The sequence below is a fragment of the uncultured Acidovorax sp. genome (assembly GCF_964021665.1).
Taxonomy (GTDB): Bacteria; Pseudomonadota; Gammaproteobacteria; order Burkholderiales; family Burkholderiaceae_C; genus Acidovorax; species Acidovorax temperans.
Window position 1 is genome coordinate 1 of record NZ_CAXIAK010000070.1, and the last position, 18,156, is coordinate 18,156.

The following is an 18,156-nucleotide window of genomic DNA, read 5'->3' on the forward strand; positions in this document are numbered from 1 at the left end:
GATGCCATCACTGTGCACACCGGCCGCCCGGTGGCGCGCCTGCCCCTCACGCCCAGCCACCGCTTTGGCCGCAAGCTGGCCACCAAGGCCGGGCGCCTGGCCGACAAGCCCTACGGCTCGCTGGCCGCGCACGACACCGCCGTGCAACTGCTGGGCTACGACGACGAGGCCGAATGCGTGGACCTGATCGCCCACCAGGTGCAGCACTGGCGCACCGCCACGCGCGGCAAGATGGCGGGCCTTGCCGTGCTGTTGCGCCACCCCGGTCAGTCCATCGCCATCGAAAACCGCCTGCTGGCCGATGGCGTGCCCTACACCGTGAGCGGCTTTGAAAGCTACCTGCTGCGCCCCGAAGTGCTGCTGGTGCGCGGCCTGCTGGCCGTGGCCACCGACAACTTCGACAGCGTGACCGAGCCGCGCACGCGAGAAAAGCTCATGCGCGCCCTGGTCTTCTTCTGCGGCGCGCGCATCGTGGTGAAGGGGCGCGAGCACGAATCGCAGCACGACCTGCTGGCCGACGCCATCCGCAGCGTGACCGACAACCCGCTGTTCTTAGAGAGCTTCTTCACCAACCAGATCCTGCCCAACGTAGAGCCCGCCATGCAGCGGCGCCTGCAGCGCGCCCTGAAGGTGGCGAAAGAAGCGCACGGCCCTGACACCCTGGCCCGCCTGTTCGAAGCCCTGCAGATCGAAGCCGTGGTGCGCGAGGTGTTCGTCTCGCGCCAGCGCCGGGCCGATGCCCTGGCCAACCTGGCGGGCCTGAGCCACGCCGCCCAGGCCTTTGGCAGCGCGCGCGACTACTTCCTGCACCTCAACGCCGCCGAGCAGCGCCAGCGCGAACTGCGCAGCACCGCCAGCCTGGTGCTGGCCCACATCGGCCATGTGAAGGGGCTGGAGTTTGAGCATGTGCTCATCCCCTACCTGGAGCAAGGCGCCTTCCCCGACCCGCAGGCTCCCGTTGCGCAAGAAAAGAACACCTTGTATGTGGGCATGACCCGCGCCCGCCAGCAGCTCACCCTGCTGGCCCACCGCCAGCGGCCCAGCGGGTTTGTGGCGCAACTGGGCTATGCAGAATCCACACAGGCCGCCAAGGCTCCGGCCTGATGGCACAGTGGCGCCCGTCCGCAGCTTTGCCACATTCGCACACCACCTTCCCCAAGGATCACCATGCAACTGTCTGAACAATGGGTTCTGGTCACCGGCGGCGCCCGGGGGCTGGGCCAGTCCATCACCCGCGCGCTGGCGCGCGAAGGCGCTGGGGTCGTCATCAACTACCTGCACAGCGACGCTGCTGCCCAGGCCCTGGCCGAAGAACTGGGCCCCCGCGCCCTGGCCCTGCAGGCCGACGTGACCGATGCCGCCGCCGTGCAACGCCTGTTTGCCCAGGCGCGCGAACGCACCGGCCAGCCCATCAGCGCCGTGGTCAACAACGCCCTGGCCCAGTTCCGCTTTGAGGGCGACGCCCGCCCGCAGATTGGCGACATCACCTGGCAGCGCTTTGCCCAGCAGCTCGAAGGCGCCGTCAAAGGCGCACTCAACACCACCCAGGCCGCCCTGCCCGCCATGCGCGAACAAGGCTTTGGCCGCATCGTCAACGTGGGCACCAACCTGTTCCAGAACCCCGTGGTGCCCTACCACGACTACACCGCCGCCAAGGCCGCGCTGCTCTCGTTCACCCGCACAGCGGCCAACGACCTGGGCCAGCACGGCATCACGGTGAACATGGTGTCCGGCGGCCTGCTGCGCACCACCGACGCCAGCAGCGCCACCCCCGAAGCCGTGTTCGACCTCATCGCCAGCATGACCCCCCTGCGCCGCGTCACCACCCCGCAAGAGTTTGCCGACGCCGTGCTGTTCTTCCTCTCCCCCTGGGCGCGGGCGGTGACGGGGCAAAACCTCATCGTGGACTGCGGGCTGGTCAAGGGCTGACCGGTTTCACCGCCCCACCGTGGCGCAGCCGCTGCGCCGCGTGTGACATTTGAATGCGCGCTGGTTTACATTGATTGCTATGTTTTTGGTAGCTGCTTGCGCTTTCTGAATAAGCGCTAGAGGCCAATTCAGCTCATAAAGAATTGCCCTCTGCGCCGCCACGCTCCGTGCGGCCTGCTTGCGCTTTTCAGGTTGCACGTTTCGCCCTCTGCAACTACAGTGTGTTAACAATTACACACAAGTTCAAGGGAGGCGCCAGCAGCATGGCGACATTGATACCGGCGATAGGTTCGTCCTTATTTGATTCCTCGGGCGAGCGTCGCCTGGCCGAGCGGCTAGAGCAAAAGCTCGATGCCGACTACCTGTTGTGGCACAACGTGCCCATCGGCCCCAAACAAACCCACTCCGACTTCCTCGTGCTGCACGCCCGCAGGGGCTTACTGGGGAAGAAGGACTGACGCCTGGAAACCGTGCAAGACGCCATCGTTTTCAACATCTCAAAGAGATCAGCCCAAATCAACATAACGTCAAATGCTGCAAAGCGCGTACTACGAATCCGACCTCGCCGCCTTCTGCCAAGCCAGTGAAAACGAGGTGCTCGGCGAACTCACCGCTCAGCATCACTTTGCGCTTGAAAACCAGCAGCGCCACGCTTGGCAACAACAAATATCGATCTTAAAAGCGTCGCTTATCGGCGTCGCTGCGGGCCGGATCTACTTTGAATTTGCAATTCCCCGTATGGGCAAGCGGGCCGACGTGGTCGTTTTGATTGCTGGTGTTGTTTTCGTTATTGAATTCAAGGTGGGGTCAGCCACCTTTGATCAGGCTGCACTCGAACAGGTACACGACTACGCGTTAGATTTGAAGAACTTTCACAAGGGCAGCCACAACGCAACAATCTTGCCAATTTTGGTTGCGACGAATGCTGCACGCCAAACGCCACCAGGCTATTGCTGGGCTGCGGATCGAGTAGCCAAGCCTGTCTGCGCGACTCCATCTAATCTATTTGACGTCATTACTGCGGCGCTTGCGCAAACATCCACGTTCCCGCTAGACCACTCGCAGTGGTCGCATTCGGGTTACCAGCCTACTCCTACTATCGTAGAAGCAGCGCAAGCGCTGTACCGTAACCACGATGTGAGCGAAATCGCGCGCTCAGGCGCTGATGCAGAAAATCTGGGATGTACCACTGACCGGATCAATGAACTTATTGAAAACGCAAAAGAAAGCAATCGCAAAGTCATTTGTTTCGTAACAGGCGTTCCAGGCGCAGGGAAAACTCTTGCGGGTCTCAACATAGCTACCACTCGAGTACTCGGCCATGCGGATGAGCACGCAGTTTTTCTGTCTGGTAACGGGCCGTTGGTCGACGTACTTCGGGAAGCCCTTGCGAGAGACCAAGCAGCGCGGGATAAGGTGCCCAAAAAGGATGCAGCGCGGAAGGTAGCAATGCCGACCCTACCCGGCCCTGTGCTTATTACGACTCAACATTTGACTATTTGCTTTCCTGTGGGATACCTGAATTGGTCGCTTAGGCGCCCCTTTGACTGTCTACAACGTCGTATCAATCGAACAATTCAGATCAATTGGAAATAGCAAGTCAAGCCGATATCAATGCCACTAATTTGGCACTGCTCTCCGGCTCGCCCTGGCGTTTGTGCTGTCTCGTAATAGCGGAAATCTCAAGGGCTTCCCCGCACGCCAACATCTCCGACAACCAACACGACACTAACGATATACGCCATGCACGACATCATCTGCCCCCACTGCCACAAAGCCTTCAAGGTGGACGAATCCGGCTACGCCGACATCCTCAAGCAGGTGCGCGACGCGGATTTCCATGCGCAGTTGCATGAGCGGCTGGAACTGGCCGAGCAGGACAAGCGCAATGCGGTGGCGCTGGCGCAGGCCCAGGTGGCCAACGAGTTGCAGAAGGCGGCAGCGGCCAAAGATGCCGAGATTCAAGCCCTGAAGGCGCAGCTGGATGCGGGCGGTGTGGAGCGTGACCTGGCGGTGGCGCAGGCGCTGAGCGCGGTGGAAAAGCAGCGCGATGCGTTGGCGAATGAGCTGGAGCGTGCGCGGCAGGCGCAGCAGGCGGCGGAGCAGTTGGCGCAAGCGCGGCTGGCGCAAGAGCTGCAGGGCGTGGCCGCCAAGAAGGACGCCGAAATCCAGCAGCTCAAATCACAACTGGAGGCGGCCGAGGTGGCGCGCAGGCTGGCCGTGACCGAGGCAGTGACGGTGGTGGCCCGCGAGCGCGATGAACTGAAGAACGACCTGAACCTGGTGGTGGTGAAAAAGCAGCTGGAGGAGGCCGCCATCAAGGAGCAGTACGCGCTGCAATTGCGCGACCGTGATGGCGAGATTGCGCGCCTCAGGGACATGAAGGCGCGCCTCTCGACCAAGATGGTGGGCGAGACGCTGGAGCAGCACTGCGAGACGGAGTTCAACCGCATTCGCGCCACGGCGTTTCCGCGTGCGTATTTCGAGAAGGACAACGACGCGCGCAGCGGCAGCAAGGGTGACTTCATTTTTCGCGACGTGGACGAGGCGGGCAACGAGATCGTCTCGATCATGTTCGAGATGAAGAACGAGAGCGACGAGACGGCCACCAAGAAGCGCAACGAAGACTTCCTGAAAGAGCTGGACAAGGACCGCAATGAAAAGGGCTGCGAGTACGCGGTGCTGGTGTCGCTGCTGGAGCCCGAGAGCGAGCTGTACAACACCGGCATCGTGGATGTGTTCTACCGCTACCCCAAGATGTATGTGGTGCGGCCGCAGTTCTTCATCCCCATCATCACGCTGCTGCGAAACGCGGCGATGAAGTCGCTGCAATACAAGTCAGAGCTGGCGCTGGTGAAGGCGCAGAACCTGGACATCACCAAGTTTGAATCGCAGCTGGAGGAGTTCAAGGGCGCATTTGGCCGCAACTGGCGTTTAGCGTCCGATGGGTTTGAGGAGGCCGTCAAACGCATTGACGAGGCGATCAAGGACCTGGAGAAGACCAAGGAGGCGCTGCACAAGTCGGCCAACAACCTGCGCCTGGCCAATGACAAGGCCGAAGACCTCACGATCAAGAAGCTGACCCGCGGCAACCCGACGATGGCGGCCAAGTTTGCGGAGCTGAAGCAGGCGCAGATCTCGGACGGCGAGTGATGCTGGCCCGCATGGGGGCAGGTGGTGGGGTGTTGACCGCCTGCCCGGTGGCTGGTCGTGCTTCTGTTTTGATAGCTGTTGGCGCTTGTTGAATAAGCGCTAGAGGGTTATTTGGCTATCAACCCTCCGTGGGCTGGGCGCTGCCCGCCACATGACAGCGCCAGCAGGCCGCTGCGTAACCGTTGCCCGTGGCTTTACGCTGCCGCCGCTGCCCTGGCCGCAGCCGCCCGCCGCCCCGCCCACAGCCCTTCGGCGGTGTACAGCGCCAGCGCCACCCAGATGAACACAAAGCCCACGGCGCGGGGGCCAGCGAAGGGTTCGCCGTAGAGGAACACGCCCATCAGCGCCAGGATGGAGGGCGTGATGTATTGCAAAAACCCCATGGTGGACAGCGGCACGCGCCGGGCGCCTGCGGCGAACAGCAGCAGCGGGATGGCGGTGACGGGGCCGCTGAGCAGGAAGAACAGCCAGGTGTGCGCGTCGTGCGCGGGCCACTGGCTGCCGGGGCCGCTGGGGCCAGCCCACAGCAGCGCCACCACGGCCAGGGGGGCGAGGAGCATGGTTTCTAGCGACATGCCTTCCAGCGCGCCCAGCGTGGCGGTCTTGCGCATCAGGCCGTAGAAGCCAAACGTCATCGCGATCAGCAGCGCCAGCCAGGGCACATGGCCCGATTGCACCGCCATCCACAGCACGCCGGTGGCAGCCAGGGCAAAGGCCGCCCACTGGGCCTTGCGGGGCCGCTCGTGCAAGAAGATGAAGCCCAGCGCCACGTTGATGAGAGGCAGGATGAAGTAGCCCAGGCTGGCGTCGAGCACATGGCCGTTGTTCACCGCCCAGACGTAACTGAGCCAGTTGCCCGCCAGCAGCAGGGCCGACACGGCAAACTTGCCCAGCAGGGCGGGGCTGCGGCGCACGTCGCCCAGCCAGTTCCAGCGGCGCAGCACGGCCAGCACGATGAGCACGAACACCAGCGACCACACCATGCGGTGCAGCACCACCTCTATCGCGCTGGCGGCCTGCAGTTGCTTGAAGAACAGGGGGAACATCCCCCACAGAACATAGGCCGACAGGCCGTACAGAATGCCGCTGGACATGGGTGAGGTGGTGTGGGGTGAGGGGCTGCGCAGCACGGGCTGCAGCGGTGGGTGGATGGGGTGTTTGTGTGCTATTGAAAAGATAGCTGGTGGCGCTTGTTCAATAAGCGCCAGGTGCCAATTTGGTTCTAAGTTTTATACCTTGATGGACTGGCCCGTGGCATAGAACTGCCCGCCCGCCACGTAGTGCAGGGTGCGCAGGTGGTCTGGGGCGGTGTCGAATTCCCAGTGCCCGTTGCGGAACACGCGGTCGTCCGCCCAGGCGCCCACCACTTCGCCAATGAAAAGGTCGTAGGTCTGCTGGTTGTGCGGCTCGGGGATGACGCGGCACACCAGCCAGGCGGCGCAGCCGGGCACCAGCGGTGGGCGGTGTTCTGCGGGCACGTCGCTCAGGCCGGGCGCATCGAACAACTCCACATGGTGGCGTTGCAGCTTGTCGGGGTGGGTGTGGGCGCTTTCAGTGCCCAGGGCTTCGGTGAGTGCGGCCTGGGGCACGGTGGGCAGTTGCAGGGCGAAGTGGCCGCGGGCCTCGACCAGCTCGCGCGTGCGGGTGGCTTTGTCGAGCACCACGGTCACCTTGGGCGGGCTGAAGTCCAGCGCGCAGGCCCAGGCGGCGGCCATCACATTGGGCTGGCCAGCGTGCGCGGCCGACACCAGCACGGTGGGCCCGTGGTTGAGCAGCCGGTAGGCCTTGTCGAGCGGCACAGGGGTGAAGTGGACGGGTGCGTGCATGGTTGCTTCAGGAAGATGGCCGGGGTGAATCGGCAAGCTTACGCCCAGAGCAGGTTCTCAGGCCAGGTGCGCGAGCAAATGGCGCCAGAAGTTGAGCCGCGCCTCCAGCGTGGACACCAGGATGTGTTCATGCAGCGTGTGCGCGCTGTCGCCATCGGCGCCCAGGCCGTCCGTGTGGGCACGCCCATGGCGGAGGTGAAGTTGGCATCGCTGCCGCCGCCAGTCATGGGTGCGTCTTCCAGGGTAAAGCCGGCGTGGCGGGCCGATGCTTGCGCGCGGGCCAGCAGGGCTTCCACGGCCTGGTCTTTGACCATGGGCGGGCGGTTCACCTCTACGTCAATTTCCAGCTCCATGTCGGGCCCCACGGGGCGCAGGGCCTGCATCTTGTCCACCAGCTCATCGGCGGCGCGCAGGTCGGGCAGGCGGAAGTCCACCACGCAGCGGCAGCGGTCGGGCACGGTGTTGGTGGCGGTGCCGCCTTCGATGGTGCCCACGCTCACCGTCACGCCGCGTGCGTAGTCGGTCATGGCCTCCAGCGCCAGGATCTGGTGGGCCATTTCGCGGATGGCGCTGCGGCCTTTTTCATGCTGCACACCGGCGTGGGCGGCGCGGCCCTTCACGCCAAGGCGCAGCATGCCGGTGCCCTTGCGCGCGGTGACGCACTTGCCGCCGTTGGCGCGGGCAGGCTCGCACACCAGGCCGTAGCGCGCGTTGCGGGCAAAGGCTTCGATGTGCGGGCGCGATGCGTGGCTGCCGGTTTCTTCGTCAGGCACCACCAGAAAGTCCACCGGCAGCGCGGTGGCGCCTGCGGCGGCCAGGTCGCGCAGCGCCGTCAGGGCCAGGTAGATGCCCGCCTTCATGTCATAGCCGCCGGGGCCGTACAGGCGGTCGCCCTCGGTGCGGCAGGGGTTTTGTTGCAGCGTGCCGATGGGGTGCACGGTGTCGGAATGGCCCAGGATGAGCAGGCCGGGCCGGGTTTCGCCCGCCGCACGGTTGCTGATGTGCAGCAGCGGCCCCACCTGGGGGCCCAGCGGCGTGACGGTGGCCTGCAGGCCTGCGTCCAGCGCGTAGCGCTGCATCTCGGCCACCATGCGCGCCACGCCTTCGGGGCTGCTCGTGGGGGATTCGCATTGCATCCAGGCGGTGATGCCGTTCACAAGGGATTGGGTGGTGGGTGAGGTCATGGGTGCAGGCTCAAGGAGGATGAAGGGGCGGTGGTGCGCAGGGTCAGGCGGTGCGGCGGCCAGCCAGTGCAGCCAGTTGCGCGGCGCTGGGCATGCGCTGGTGAAACCACAGGTGCGCGCACACGGCCGACATGGCTTCGCCGTCGTGCCCGATGCCTTCCACCGTGTGCAGCTGCCAGCGGAAGGGCAGGCCCCGGCGCGCGGCCTCGGCCTGGGCTGTGGCGAAGTAGTGCAGCGCGCGTGCGTAGCGGTGGGGGCCCTGGCGCAGGGCGGCAGGCTCAGATGGCAGGTGCGGGTCGTTGGTTTCGGTGTCCTGGTCGCCCGCCAGGATGGTCAGGGGCGTGGCAAACAGGCGTGCCAGGCTGTCGGCATTGGCCAGAGCACGGTCTTGCGAAAAATTCTGTTCATTTCAGATTCCTTAACGTCAGCCACTGGAGGGGAAAACCGGGCAGCGAACCCGGCATGCCGCCGATTCGCTATGCATACATATTACCTAGGCTTTACCACCATACGTTCACCGACTGCCCTGGTCAGCTTTTCTGTGCAGCCGGTACCATCGCCCAGTCCACAAGCTGCCCCTCACGGGGTTCCAACGGAGACAAGCCCTATGTTTAGCCATGTGATCCTGGGTGTGAACAACCTGGATGTTTCGAAGAAGTTTTACGACGCTGTGCTCGGCGCCCTGGGCGTGCCTGCAGGCGTTGCCAACAAGAACCGCTACTTCTACCGCAGCCCCACCGGCACCTTCGGCATCACCACCCCCATCAACGGTGAGCCCGCCACCCATGGCAACGGCAGCACCATCGGCTTTCTGGCCCAGTCGCCCGAGCAGGCCGATGCCTGCCACGCAGCGGGCGTGGCCAACGGCGGCGTAACCTGCGAAGACCCCCCCGGCTGGCGCGAAGGCCCCGGCGGCAAGCTGTACCTGGCCTACCTGCGCGACCCCGATGGCAACAAGCTGTGCGTGCTGCACCGCCCTGCGGCTTGAGCCAACGCCTCGTTTGCTATATTTTTAAGAGCTTCCAGCGCTCAACCCACGGGCGCTGGAAGCTCTTTTCATTCAAAACCCCTTCTTTGAGGAAGACCCCCTGCATGCAATCCGCCAGTGCCCACCTGTTCGACGAGGCCTACTACCAGCGCTTTTACTTTGACAAGAAAACCAGCGTGGTAGACCCCGAGCACATGGAGCGCCTGGGCATGTTTGTGTGCAGCTACCTCAAGTACCTGCGCGTGCCGGTGCGGCGCGTGCTGGACGTGGGCTGCGGCATTGGCCTGTGGAAGGGCATCGTCGAGCGGCACTTTCCTGGCGCCAGCTACCAGGGCGTGGAGTTCAGCCCCTACCTGTGCGAGCGCTTTGGCTGGCAGCAGGGTTCGGTGGTCGATTACGCCGCCAGCGAGCCGTTCGACTGGGTGATCTGCCAGGGTGTGCTGCCCTACCTGAACCCGGCCGATTTGAAAGCCGCGCTGCACAACCTGGGCCGCCTCTCCAAAGGCGCGCTGTATGTCGAGGCCGTCTCGCGCGAAGACTACGAGCAGGACATCATTGACGAGGATTTGACAGACAACCGCGTCTTCCGCCACCGCGCAGAGCTGTACCGGCGCGGCCTGCGCGAAGGCTTTGTGGAGCTGGGCGGTGGCGTGTGGCTCAGCCGCCAGGTCGAGGTGCCCATGTTTGCGCTGGAGCACGTGGGTGGCTGAAAACGCAGCCCCGCTCCAGGCACCCCGGGCCCCCCACGCCGTGGCCCGCCTGCGCACCGCGCGGCTGGCCCGCAGCGCCAAGCCCTTCCTCGCCCGTGGCGGCCCGCGCGGCGAGCGTTGCCCCGGCTGCCGTCTGGTGCCCAGCCACTGCGTGTGCAGCCTGCACCCCGTGGTGCCCACCCGCGCGGGCGTGTGCCTGCTGATGGCCGATATCGAACCCCTCAAGCCCAGCAACACCGGCTGGCTGATTGCCGACGTGGTGCCCGATACCTTTGCCTTTGGCTGGGCCCGCACCGAAGTGGATCCGGCTCTGCTCGAACTGCTGGCTGACCCGCAGTGGCAGCCTTACGTCGTGTTCCCCGGCGAATTCGTGGCGCCCGAGCGGGTGGTGACCGAGGTGGCTGCGGCTGGTGCATCTGCGGGCAAGCGCCCGCTGTTCATCCTGCTCGATGCCACCTGGCCCGAGGCGCGCAAGATGTTCCGCAAAAGCCCGTACCTCGACCGCTTTCCGGTGCTGAGCCTGCAGCCCGAGCAGATCTCGCGCTACCAGCTGCGCCGCTCGCGCCGGGACGACCATTTCTGCACCGCCGAAGTGGCGGGCCTGTGCATGGACCTGGCCGGCGAGCCGCAGGCCGCGCAGGTACTGCAGACCTACCTGGACGTGTTCACCCACCACTACCTGCAGGCCAAGCACCAGCTGCCGCCGCACTGGCAGGGCGAAGCGCACCAGCGGCTTGCGCAAGCTTTGGGGCGCACCACCCGCGCTTGAGCCCATGCCTGCGGTGCTTTTGTCGTGCGTCACAGTGTCGCAACTGCCGGGCTCCACCCCGGGGGCAGGGTTCGGCAGCCTTCAGGCACAATCACGCCCCCCGCCGCGCGCTTGTGCGCCAGTGCTTTTGTGGTGCCACTTGCTTCAATTTTGATAGCTGGTTGCGCTTGCCCAGTAAGCGCCAGACACCGATTTCTTTCAAGATACTTCAAATGACCAAAGACCTGGCCCGCCAACGTGAACTCCAACCCATGTCGCTGTGCGAGCCCTGCCAGGGCATCCAGCGCAACTGGCGCAAGGCGCCGGGCCACCCCGAACTGGTGCAGCGCGGCAACCGCAAGGAAGACCGCCCGGGCGGCTCCGTCACCTTCACCCGCTATGTGTGTGATCGCTGCGGCACGGCGTGGGAATACGAAAACGACAAGAACAACCAGAAGGCGGGCTGGTCGGTCGTAGGGCGCTGAATTCGCGGGGCTTTAGGCCTTGCCCAGCCCCGCCCGGCGTGGCGGGGCAAGGCGCACGCTGCGGCGCGTGCAGGCTGCGCCCTGGCTCAGGCGCGCTTCGTCAGAACGACTCCCAATCGCTATCGCTTTGAGGCGCAGCCGCCGGGGCGCGCGCAGCCTTGGCCTTGGGGGCCGATGTGCTGGTGGGCGCCGCAATGGCGCGCGCTGCTGGGGTGGGCGGCGTGGCCGCACCCGTGCGGGCCAGGGCCTTGCGCACCGGTGGCGCCACCGGTGCAGGCCGTGCCGGTGCTGCTGCCGACTTAGGGGCTGGCCGGTGCTGCGCCGCAGGCGCCTGTATCGCCCGGCTGTGCTGCTCGTCCATCTGGAACACCGCCACCGCCTCGACCAGGCCGTGGGCCTGCTGGTTCAGGCTGCTGGCGGCAGCGGCCATCTGTTCGACCAGCGCCGCGTTCTGTTGGGTGGACTGGTCCAGCTGGGCCACCGCGCTGCCAATGTGGCTGATGCCGCTGCTTTGTTCGCGTGTGGCGGCGCTGATCTGGCTGATCAAATCGGCCACCCGCGTGACTTCATCGACGATCTCGGTCATCGCGCTGCCTGCGGTGTTCACGAGGCTGGAGCCTGTTTCCACGGTTTTCACGCTGGCCTCGATCAGCCCCTTGATCTCCTTGGCTGCCTGGGCGCTGCGCTGCGCCAGGGTGCGGACTTCGCCCGCCACCACAGCAAAGCCGCGCCCTTGCTCGCCCGCGCGGGCGGCTTCCACGGCGGCGTTCAGCGCCAGGATGTTGGTCTGGAAGGCAATGCCGTCGATCACGCTGATGATGTCGCTGCTCTTGCGCGAGCTGGTGGTGATCTCGTTCATGGTGGTCACCACCTGGCTGACCACCGTGCCACCATGCTCTGCCGCCGCGCGCGCTTCGGCCGCGAGCTGGCTGGCCTGCTGCGCCGTGTCGGCGTTTTGCTTGACCGTGGCGGTCATCTCTTCCATGGACGAGGCGCTTTGCTGCAGGTTGCTGGCCTGCTGCTCGGTGCGGTGCGAAAGGTCGGTGTTGCCCGATGCGATTTCCAGCGAACCCGCCTCGATCGACGTGGCCGACGCGCGCACGCGGCTCACGATGTCTGCCAGCGCCGTCTGCAGGTCGCCCAGCGACGCCAGCACGCTGTTGGCCGGTGCTGTGGCGGCACCGGGGACAGGGCCCAGGTTGCCAGAAGCCACCCGCCGCGCGGCTGCGCGCAAGGCAATCGGGTCGGCGCCCAGCGAACGCATCAGGCTGCGGTGGATGAGCGTGGCCAGCACGATGGCCGCCGCCACTGCGCCCAGCGAGCACAGGATCAGGATCAGGCGCTTGGCGCTGAAGCGCTCGGCCGATTTCTCAATCTTTTGCGCGCCCGATGTGGCGATCAGGCGCGAATACTCGGTCGTGGCGCTGATGAGCTGTTTGAGCAGCGGCTGGCACTCCGCGTTCATCCGCGCAATGGCTTCATCCTTTTGCCCGGCCAGGGCCTTGGCCACGATGTCGAGCGCAACCGGGCCGTACCTGGCTTCGAGCTGGTCGATTTTGTCGAGCAGCGCGCGTTCTTCTGAAGACACCCCTGGCGTGCTGGCGACGGCTTTCTTGAGCATGCCCAGGCGCTCTTGCACCCGGTCGTGGGCGGCTTTGACCGCCGTGGTTTCGGCCTGGATGTCCTCGGGGCTGTTCAGGATGATGAGGTTGCGTGCGGCAATAGCCCGGGCGCTGGTGGCTGCGCGCACGTCACGGGCCAGCCCGCCGCGGCTGAATTCATCGCTGACGAAGCTGTCGAAATCGCGCTGGGATTCGCTCAGGCTGACCACCGACAGGGTGGACACCCCGATGATGATCGCCACCAGAATGGAGAAGGAAATCGTCAGCTTGCGGGTGAGGGAGAGGTGGTGGAAGTTCATCGGGAAGTCCGGTTTGCGGGAAGGAAGGGCGCTGTGCCCCGTGCATGCCGTGCTTCAGGGTGGGCCATGGTGGCGCACCTGGGCTGCGCAAGTAACCACTTCGGATTGTGCGCCGCCTGTGCGTTATTTGCACGGCCGGGGGGCATCGCTGGGCAAATCGCTCAAGCACTGAGGAGATGCTTGCAGCCGGCCTGCAGAGGCGCTAACCGCTCACCGCCGCTGGCGGGTGCCCACGCCGGGCTTTGGGCATGGGTGGCCTTGTGTGATGCAGGCCGTTCAGGGGGCATTTCCCAAAGGGTGAACAATTTGCTACATGTTTAATAGCTACTGGCGCATATCAGTTGGGCGTTAGAGGCCCAAAAGATGGCATAAACGCCTCGGGTGGCGTTCTCGGGCGCCCCTTTGCGGGCCACCGCCATCGCCTGTCTCTTGCCACCCCATGTTGACCTCTGCCCACGCGCCTACCCCGTCTCATCCGGCCTCGCCGCCGTCCGTTCCGCCGGGTGAGGAGCTGTTGGAATGGCGCCACCTTCAGTCCCACGATGTTCCACTGATCAGCCCCCGGGTGCGTTGGCTGCTGGCAGGCGGCCAGGCTGGCGTGGGCGCGCCAAAAGGCCTCTCGCCCAGAGCCCAGCCCGGCCTCCAACCTTTCCGCAACGCAGCAGCCGAGCGTGCCTTTGTTCAAAACCGCCCTGGCATTGGCGGCCGTGCTGTGGATGGCGTCGGTGGCCTTTGTCATCGAGCCCTTGCTGGTCCACTCCGCCCTGCTGGGCCGTGGTGACGCGTGGCGCGCCCACCGCTTTGCCCTGTCCAGCGGCTGGGCCAAGCCCATGGGCGCGGAAGCCGCCCACATCCCGCCCATCGAGTTGCCCCGAACGCAGAGCCGCCTGGCCTGGATAAAGCCCGGCACCGAAGCCGAGCTGGCCACGGTGCAGGGCCGGTGGGGGCTGTGGATTTACAACGATGCGCCGCTGCGCGAACTGGCCACGCAGCAGGGTGTGCGCTGACCGCCCGGTGCGGCTGCCCGGCGCGACTGTCACACTGCATGCACCGCACTGTTCCAGCCGCCGCACTGTTGCGCTGGCCCGGTTGGCCCCATATTCACGGTATCGGCCGCCCGTTGGGGGTGGCGCATTCCACCAGGAGCCCTGCATGACATCGCCCTCCACCGCTGCCACCGCCCCGCTGCCCGTGCTGCAAGCCCAGCCCCTGGGCCCGCTGTGGCCCACGATGGACCCCTTCCTTTTCTGCGCCCACCACGACGACGCCTACCCCGCAGGCAATGGCGCCTTTGCGCCCGCCGTGCCGCTGGAAGGCCGCCAGATCGGCAGCGACTTCAGCCGCAAGGACGGCTGGAGCATGTACCACGGCGAGACCGTGCCCGGCTTTCCGGGCCACCCGCACCGCGGCTTTGAAACGGTGACGCTGGTGCGCAAGGGGCTCATCGACCATGCCGATTCGCTGGGCGCAGCCGCCCGCTTTGGCGGGGGCGATGTGCAGTGGGTCACGGCGGGCAAGGGCATCCAGCATTCGGAAATGTTCCCGCTGCTCAACGCCACCGAGCCCAACCCGCTCGAACTCTTCCAGATCTGGCTGAACCTGCCCGCCCGGAACAAGATGGTGGAGCCGCACTTCACCATGCTCTGGAACGAGCGCATTCCGCGCCTGCAGCACCGCGATGCCGACGGCCGCCTGACCACCGTGACCGTGGTGGCCGGTGCGCTGCCCGGTGCCGACGCACCGCTGAGCCCGCCGCCCGAGTCCTGGGCGTCCCAGCCGGAAGCCGACGTGGCCATCTGGACGCTGCACCTGGAGCCCGGTGCCCGCTGGACGCTGCCCGCCGCCACCGGCCAGGGCACGCGCCGCATGCTGTACTACTTTGTGGGCGACGGCCTTGCGGTGGGCCCGCAGGCCATCCGCGACCACGCGGCGCTGGAAGTGGTTGCCTCGCAAGACTGGGAACTGGTCAACACCGGCACCACGGCCGTGGAATGCCTGCTGCTGCAAGGCCGCCCGATTGGCGAGCCCGTGGCGCAGTACGGCCCCTTTGTGATGAACACGCAGCAGGAAATCATGCAGGCCATGCAGGACTACCGCCGCACCCAGTTCGGCGGCTGGCCCTGGGCAGAGAGCGACCCGGTGCACGGGCCTGAGGCGCGGCGCTTTGCGCGTTACCCGGGGCAGACGCAGGACGAGGTGCCCAGCCCAGTGGCGGCGCCTGGGATGGCCTGCATCACTCCCTGCGATCCGCGATAGCGCGGTCTCGGGCGGTCCGCTGTGTTGCTTTTCTTGCCAATAGCCGGGCTATTGGCTGCAAAAAGCGCCTTGCGGCCCATCCCGATCCGCACTATCACCGACTCGCGAAGGTGATACAGGACATCCCTTGGAGGAAAATCGGGCGCATGAACATCACCAAAGACTCCGCCGTCACCCTGACCTACAAGGTGACCACGCCCCAGGGCAAGCCCCTGGACTCGGGCAACCTGGCCTACCTGCACGGTGGCTATGAAAACATCTTCCCCAAGGTGGAAGCCGCGCTGGAAGGCCAGGCCGTGGGCTTTGCCACCACGCTGGACCTGGCGGTGGAAGACGCCTTTGGCGCGCGTGACGAAAGCCTGGTGCGCACCATTCCCAAGAGCGAGTTTCCGCCCGGCGTGAAGGTGGGCGGCCAGCTGCAAGGCGTGGGCAACGACGGACAGCCTGCCGTGTTCAACGTGGTCAAGATCAAGGGCCCCGAAGTGCATCTGGACGGCAACCACCCCCTGGCGGGCCAGGCGCTGAAATTCAGCTGCAAGGTCACCGCCGTGCGGGCAGCCACGGCGGAAGAAATTGCCCACCGCCATGTGCATGGCGCGCACGGGCACCAGCATTGAGGCCAGGGTTTTCTGGCTGAGTCGCTGACGCGAACCCAGCGCATCGCCACCCCGCTCTGCCCCTTTGTTGGGCACCAGCCGGGTGGTTTTTTTACGCCCGTGTTTCCTTGCCCGCAATGCGCCTGCGCGGCACGGTGGCCTCGGCCTCCACCATCTTGGCGCTGCGTTCGTGCGCGGTCTGCGCCAGCTCGGTGATGAGCGCGGCCTCGGGCAGGTTGTGCCAGTAGCGCGTGGGCATCTCTTTTTTCATCATCGTGAGCTTGAGCCGCGCGGGGTTGAAGATGTGGCGGTAGTAGGTGAGCCACAGGGCCTCGCCCGCATCGGGCAGCGGCGCGTCGCTGCGCTGCGCGCCGGGGCCGGTGTGCAGATGCTGACCGTCCCAGCGCACGCTGGCGTCGGGCGTGAGGATGGCCCAGCGCATCTGCGTGAAGCGGCGGATGAAGAAGCCCGCATTGGCTTCGGTGATGTAGTGGTCGGGCTCGAACCAGGCCATGTGCAGGGTCTGCCCATCGGGTTCCACCACGGGCCGAAAGCGCACAAAGGCGTGCATCTTGTGCATGTCGCGCCGCACGGCGCGGACCATGTGGTGGGCCTGCATGCGGTCTGCGTCCAGCGGGTCGTGCCGCGCTGCTCTTGCCATATCGCCGCCTTGCGCCATGCGCCAGAGCAGGCGGTACATCAGCGCAAAGCGGGCGGGGTCGCGGTGCAGGATGAGCTGCTCGCACAGGCGCACAAAGTCGGGGGGGACGCGCAGCGGGGGCGCATCGGGGGCTGGCGGTGGCAGGGCGTTGTGCCTGGCGGCCTCTGGAGCAAACAGATCTTCAGCGGCATCGGCCTGGCAGCGCCAGTCCACGGCTTGCGGGGGCACGTGGGCTTGCACCAGGGCGCGTGCGGCGGTGCGAAAGCCTTGCCAGTCGGTGGGGTGCTCCAGCGTGATGGTGTTGCGCTGCATGTGTTCCGCTCCGGCTCAAAACAGGCTGCGTTGCACCGGCGGCGGCGCCAGGTGCGCAGCCAAATCAGCAGCCTCCAAAGCCCGGCCGGGGCGGTAGTCGGCCGCCTCCACAAACGGCAGCACCTTTTTGAGCGGCACATGCAGCCGCGCCAGGTCGGCATGCCGCAGGCGTCGCACGCGGCGGGCGGCCAGCAGACGGTCTACCGTCTGCACACCAAAGCCTGGCACGCGCAGCAGCAGCTCGCGCGGGGCGGTGTTCAGGTTCACCGGAAAACGCTCGCGGTGCGCCAGCGCCCAGGCCAGCTTGGGGTCCATGTCCAGCGCCAGCATGCCCACCTGAGAGGGGGGAACGATCTCATCGTGGGTGAAGCCGTAAAAGCGCATCAGCCAGTCGGCCTGGTACAGCCGGTGCTCGCGCACCGTGGGCGGCGCGGCCAGCGGCAGGGCGCGCGCGGCGTCGGGGATGGGGCTGAAGGCCGAGTAGTACACCCGCCGCAGCCGGTGCGTGCCGTACAGCCGTGCGCTGGTGGCGAGGATGGTGCGGTCGTCCGTCGCATCGGCCCCCACGATCATCTGCGTGCTTTGCCCGCCGGGCGCAAACAGCGGCGCGCTGGCCCGGCGCGTGGTGCGCGATTGCGGCATCGACACGATGGCCTGCGCGGCTTGCTCCTTGCGCGCCGCGCGCGATTCGCCAATGTGCACCGCCATGCGGGCCATGGATCGGTCGATGGCGGCGCTGTTTTTCTCGGGCGCCAGGGCAGTGAGGCTCTCGGCCGTGGGCAGCTCGATGTTGATGGACAGGCGGTCCGCATAGCGGCCCGCGCGCTGCATCAGCTCGGGCGATGCGTCGGGAATGGTCTTGAGGTGGATGTAGCCGCGAAAGTCGTGCGCCTCGCGCAGCACGCGGGCCACCTCCACCACCTGCTCCATGGTGTAGTCGGGGCTCTGGATGATGCCGCTGGAGAGGAACAGCCCCTCGATGCAATTGCGGCGGTAAAAGTCCAGCGTGAGCTGCACCACCTCACCGACTGTGAAGCGCGCCCGGGGCACGTTGCTGGTCACACGGTTCACGCAGTACAGGCAGTCGTACTGGCAGAAGTTGGTGAGCAGGATCTTGAGCAGCGAGATGCACCGCCCGTCCGGCGCGTAGCTGTGGCAGATGCCCATGCCCTCGGTCGAGCCCATGCCGCGCCCGCCCACCGAGTTGCGCGGCGCAGCGCCGCTCGATGCACACGAAGCGTCGTACTTGGCCGCATCGGCCAGGATGGCGAGTTTGGATTGCAGGTTCACTGTATGAATTTAAGGGGTATCTATTTAGCTCCAGCAGCCCCATTGATACTGTGATTTCATCCAGCAATGGTATCCGATTGGCTCTCCCCGGTGTTCT

General features: G+C 65.8%; 16 protein-coding genes and 3 pseudogenes. 12 read left to right on the forward strand and 7 right to left on the reverse strand.

Going from position 1 to position 18,156, the window contains the following annotated elements; genetic code table 11:
• The 5 genes and pseudogenes from AADJ04_RS13550 to AADJ04_RS13570 form a co-directional block, all read left to right on the forward strand.
• Positions 1 to 1,104, forward strand: a 1,104-nt coding sequence (locus AADJ04_RS13550) for a 3'-5' exonuclease (RefSeq protein WP_341239932.1), incomplete at its 5' end; no start/stop codon positions are given.
• Between the two features lie 63 nt (positions 1,105 to 1,167).
• Complete coding sequence (locus tag AADJ04_RS13555; protein ID WP_341239933.1) at positions 1,168 to 1,929, forward strand: 3-oxoacyl-ACP reductase; 762 nt, start codon at positions 1,168 to 1,170, stop codon at positions 1,927 to 1,929.
• Between the two features lie 263 nt (positions 1,930 to 2,192).
• Positions 2,193 to 2,384 (forward strand): annotated as a pseudogene (locus AADJ04_RS13560) (nuclease-related domain-containing protein); the annotation flags it as partial.
• A 76-nt stretch (positions 2,385 to 2,460) separates the two neighbouring features.
• Entirely contained in the window at positions 2,461 to 3,525 is a 1,065-nt protein-coding gene (locus AADJ04_RS13565) for a DNA/RNA helicase domain-containing protein (RefSeq protein WP_341239934.1), read from the forward strand.
• A 147-nt stretch (positions 3,526 to 3,672) separates the two neighbouring features.
• Positions 3,673 to 5,082: a DUF2130 domain-containing protein gene (locus AADJ04_RS13570; protein WP_341239935.1), complete on the forward strand. Its 1,410-nt coding sequence runs from the start codon at positions 3,673 to 3,675 to the stop codon at positions 5,080 to 5,082.
• Positions 5,083 to 5,276: 194 nt separating this feature from the next.
• On the opposite strand, the gene rarD is transcribed toward AADJ04_RS13570, so the two are convergent.
• The 4 genes and pseudogenes from rarD to AADJ04_RS13590 all read right to left on the reverse strand — a co-directional run.
• Positions 5,277 to 6,176 carry an EamA family transporter RarD gene (gene rarD, locus AADJ04_RS13575; RefSeq protein ID WP_341239936.1) on the reverse strand — a complete coding sequence of 300 codons (900 nt, stop codon included), beginning with the start codon at positions 6,174 to 6,176 and terminating at the stop codon, positions 5,277 to 5,279.
• Between the two features lie 135 nt (positions 6,177 to 6,311).
• Entirely contained in the window at positions 6,312 to 6,908 is a 597-nt protein-coding gene (locus AADJ04_RS13580; RefSeq protein ID WP_341239937.1) for a flavin reductase family protein, read from the reverse strand.
• 57 nt (positions 6,909 to 6,965) lie between these two features.
• A pseudogene (locus AADJ04_RS13585) lies at positions 6,966 to 8,092 on the reverse strand (M20 family metallopeptidase).
• Positions 8,093 to 8,135: 43 nt separating this feature from the next.
• Positions 8,136 to 8,459 (reverse strand): annotated as a pseudogene (locus AADJ04_RS13590) (alpha/beta hydrolase); the annotation flags it as partial.
• A gap of 240 nt (positions 8,460 to 8,699) precedes the next feature.
• On the opposite strand from AADJ04_RS13590, the gene AADJ04_RS13595 reads away from it, so the two are divergent.
• The 4 genes from AADJ04_RS13595 (at position 8,700) to AADJ04_RS13610 (ending at position 11,023) form a co-directional block, all read left to right on the forward strand.
• Positions 8,700 to 9,080 carry a VOC family protein gene (locus AADJ04_RS13595; RefSeq protein WP_044400750.1) on the forward strand — a complete coding sequence of 127 codons (381 nt, stop codon included), beginning with the start codon at positions 8,700 to 8,702 and terminating at the stop codon, positions 9,078 to 9,080.
• A gap of 104 nt (positions 9,081 to 9,184) precedes the next feature.
• Entirely contained in the window at positions 9,185 to 9,790 is a 606-nt protein-coding gene (locus tag AADJ04_RS13600; protein WP_341239938.1) for a class I SAM-dependent methyltransferase, read from the forward strand.
• Positions 9,783 to 10,559 carry a tRNA-uridine aminocarboxypropyltransferase gene (locus AADJ04_RS13605; protein ID WP_341239939.1) on the forward strand — a complete coding sequence of 259 codons (777 nt, stop codon included), beginning with the start codon at positions 9,783 to 9,785 and terminating at the stop codon, positions 10,557 to 10,559. Before AADJ04_RS13600 ends, AADJ04_RS13605 begins: the two co-directional genes overlap by 8 nt.
• Positions 10,560 to 10,771: 212 nt before the next feature.
• Positions 10,772 to 11,023: a hypothetical protein gene (locus tag AADJ04_RS13610; protein WP_044400742.1), complete on the forward strand. Its 252-nt coding sequence runs from the start codon at positions 10,772 to 10,774 to the stop codon at positions 11,021 to 11,023.
• 100 nt (positions 11,024 to 11,123) lie between these two features.
• Here AADJ04_RS13610 and AADJ04_RS13615 read toward each other — a convergent pair whose 3' ends face one another.
• Positions 11,124 to 12,944 (reverse strand): methyl-accepting chemotaxis protein, encoded by a 1,821-nt coding sequence (locus AADJ04_RS13615; protein ID WP_341239940.1) that lies wholly within the window; start codon positions 12,942 to 12,944, stop codon positions 11,124 to 11,126.
• Positions 12,945 to 13,615: 671 nt separating this feature from the next.
• On the opposite strand from AADJ04_RS13615, the gene AADJ04_RS13620 reads away from it, so the two are divergent.
• The 3 genes from AADJ04_RS13620 to AADJ04_RS13630 all read left to right on the forward strand — a co-directional run bounded on the left by AADJ04_RS13620 (position 13,616) and on the right by AADJ04_RS13630 (position 15,817).
• Positions 13,616 to 13,951 (forward strand): hypothetical protein, encoded by a 336-nt coding sequence (locus AADJ04_RS13620; protein WP_341239941.1) that lies wholly within the window; start codon positions 13,616 to 13,618, stop codon positions 13,949 to 13,951.
• 145 nt (positions 13,952 to 14,096) lie between these two features.
• Positions 14,097 to 15,200 (forward strand): pirin family protein, encoded by a 1,104-nt coding sequence (locus tag AADJ04_RS13625; protein ID WP_341239942.1) that lies wholly within the window; start codon positions 14,097 to 14,099, stop codon positions 15,198 to 15,200.
• A gap of 146 nt (positions 15,201 to 15,346) precedes the next feature.
• Positions 15,347 to 15,817 carry a peptidylprolyl isomerase gene (locus AADJ04_RS13630; protein ID WP_044397661.1) on the forward strand — a complete coding sequence of 157 codons (471 nt, stop codon included), beginning with the start codon at positions 15,347 to 15,349 and terminating at the stop codon, positions 15,815 to 15,817.
• A gap of 91 nt (positions 15,818 to 15,908) precedes the next feature.
• Here AADJ04_RS13630 and AADJ04_RS13635 read toward each other — a convergent pair whose 3' ends face one another.
• Together AADJ04_RS13635 and AADJ04_RS13640 are read right to left on the reverse strand one after the other, a co-directional pair.
• Entirely contained in the window at positions 15,909 to 16,769 is an 861-nt protein-coding gene (locus AADJ04_RS13635) for a TIGR03915 family putative DNA repair protein (RefSeq protein WP_341239943.1), read from the reverse strand.
• A 15-nt stretch (positions 16,770 to 16,784) separates the two neighbouring features.
• A complete protein-coding gene (locus tag AADJ04_RS13640; RefSeq protein WP_341239944.1) occupies positions 16,785 to 18,059 on the reverse strand; it encodes a putative DNA modification/repair radical SAM protein in 1,275 nt (424 codons plus the stop codon).
• Positions 18,060 to 18,156: the final 97 nt, after the last annotated feature.

Coding starts and splice junctions, on each gene's coding strand:
- AADJ04_RS13580 (WP_341239937.1), bottom strand. CDS start 6,908: ATGCACGCACCCGTCCACTTCACCCCTGTGCCGCTCGACAAGGCCTAC.
- AADJ04_RS13555 (WP_341239933.1), top strand. CDS start 1,168: ATGCAACTGTCTGAACAATGGGTTCTGGTCACCGGCGGCGCCCGGGGG.
- AADJ04_RS13610 (WP_044400742.1), top strand. CDS start 10,772: ATGACCAAAGACCTGGCCCGCCAACGTGAACTCCAACCCATGTCGCTG.
- AADJ04_RS13565 (WP_341239934.1), top strand. CDS start 2,461: ATGCTGCAAAGCGCGTACTACGAATCCGACCTCGCCGCCTTCTGCCAA.
- AADJ04_RS13615 (WP_341239940.1), bottom strand. CDS start 12,944: ATGAACTTCCACCACCTCTCCCTCACCCGCAAGCTGACGATTTCCTTC.
- rarD (WP_341239936.1), bottom strand. CDS start 6,176: ATGTCCAGCGGCATTCTGTACGGCCTGTCGGCCTATGTTCTGTGGGGG.
- AADJ04_RS13625 (WP_341239942.1), top strand. CDS start 14,097: ATGACATCGCCCTCCACCGCTGCCACCGCCCCGCTGCCCGTGCTGCAA.
- AADJ04_RS13635 (WP_341239943.1), bottom strand. CDS start 16,769: ATGCAGCGCAACACCATCACGCTGGAGCACCCCACCGACTGGCAAGGC.
- AADJ04_RS13570 (WP_341239935.1), top strand. CDS start 3,673: ATGCACGACATCATCTGCCCCCACTGCCACAAAGCCTTCAAGGTGGAC.
- AADJ04_RS13630 (WP_044397661.1), top strand. CDS start 15,347: ATGAACATCACCAAAGACTCCGCCGTCACCCTGACCTACAAGGTGACC.
- AADJ04_RS13595 (WP_044400750.1), top strand. CDS start 8,700: ATGTTTAGCCATGTGATCCTGGGTGTGAACAACCTGGATGTTTCGAAG.
- AADJ04_RS13600 (WP_341239938.1), top strand. CDS start 9,185: ATGCAATCCGCCAGTGCCCACCTGTTCGACGAGGCCTACTACCAGCGC.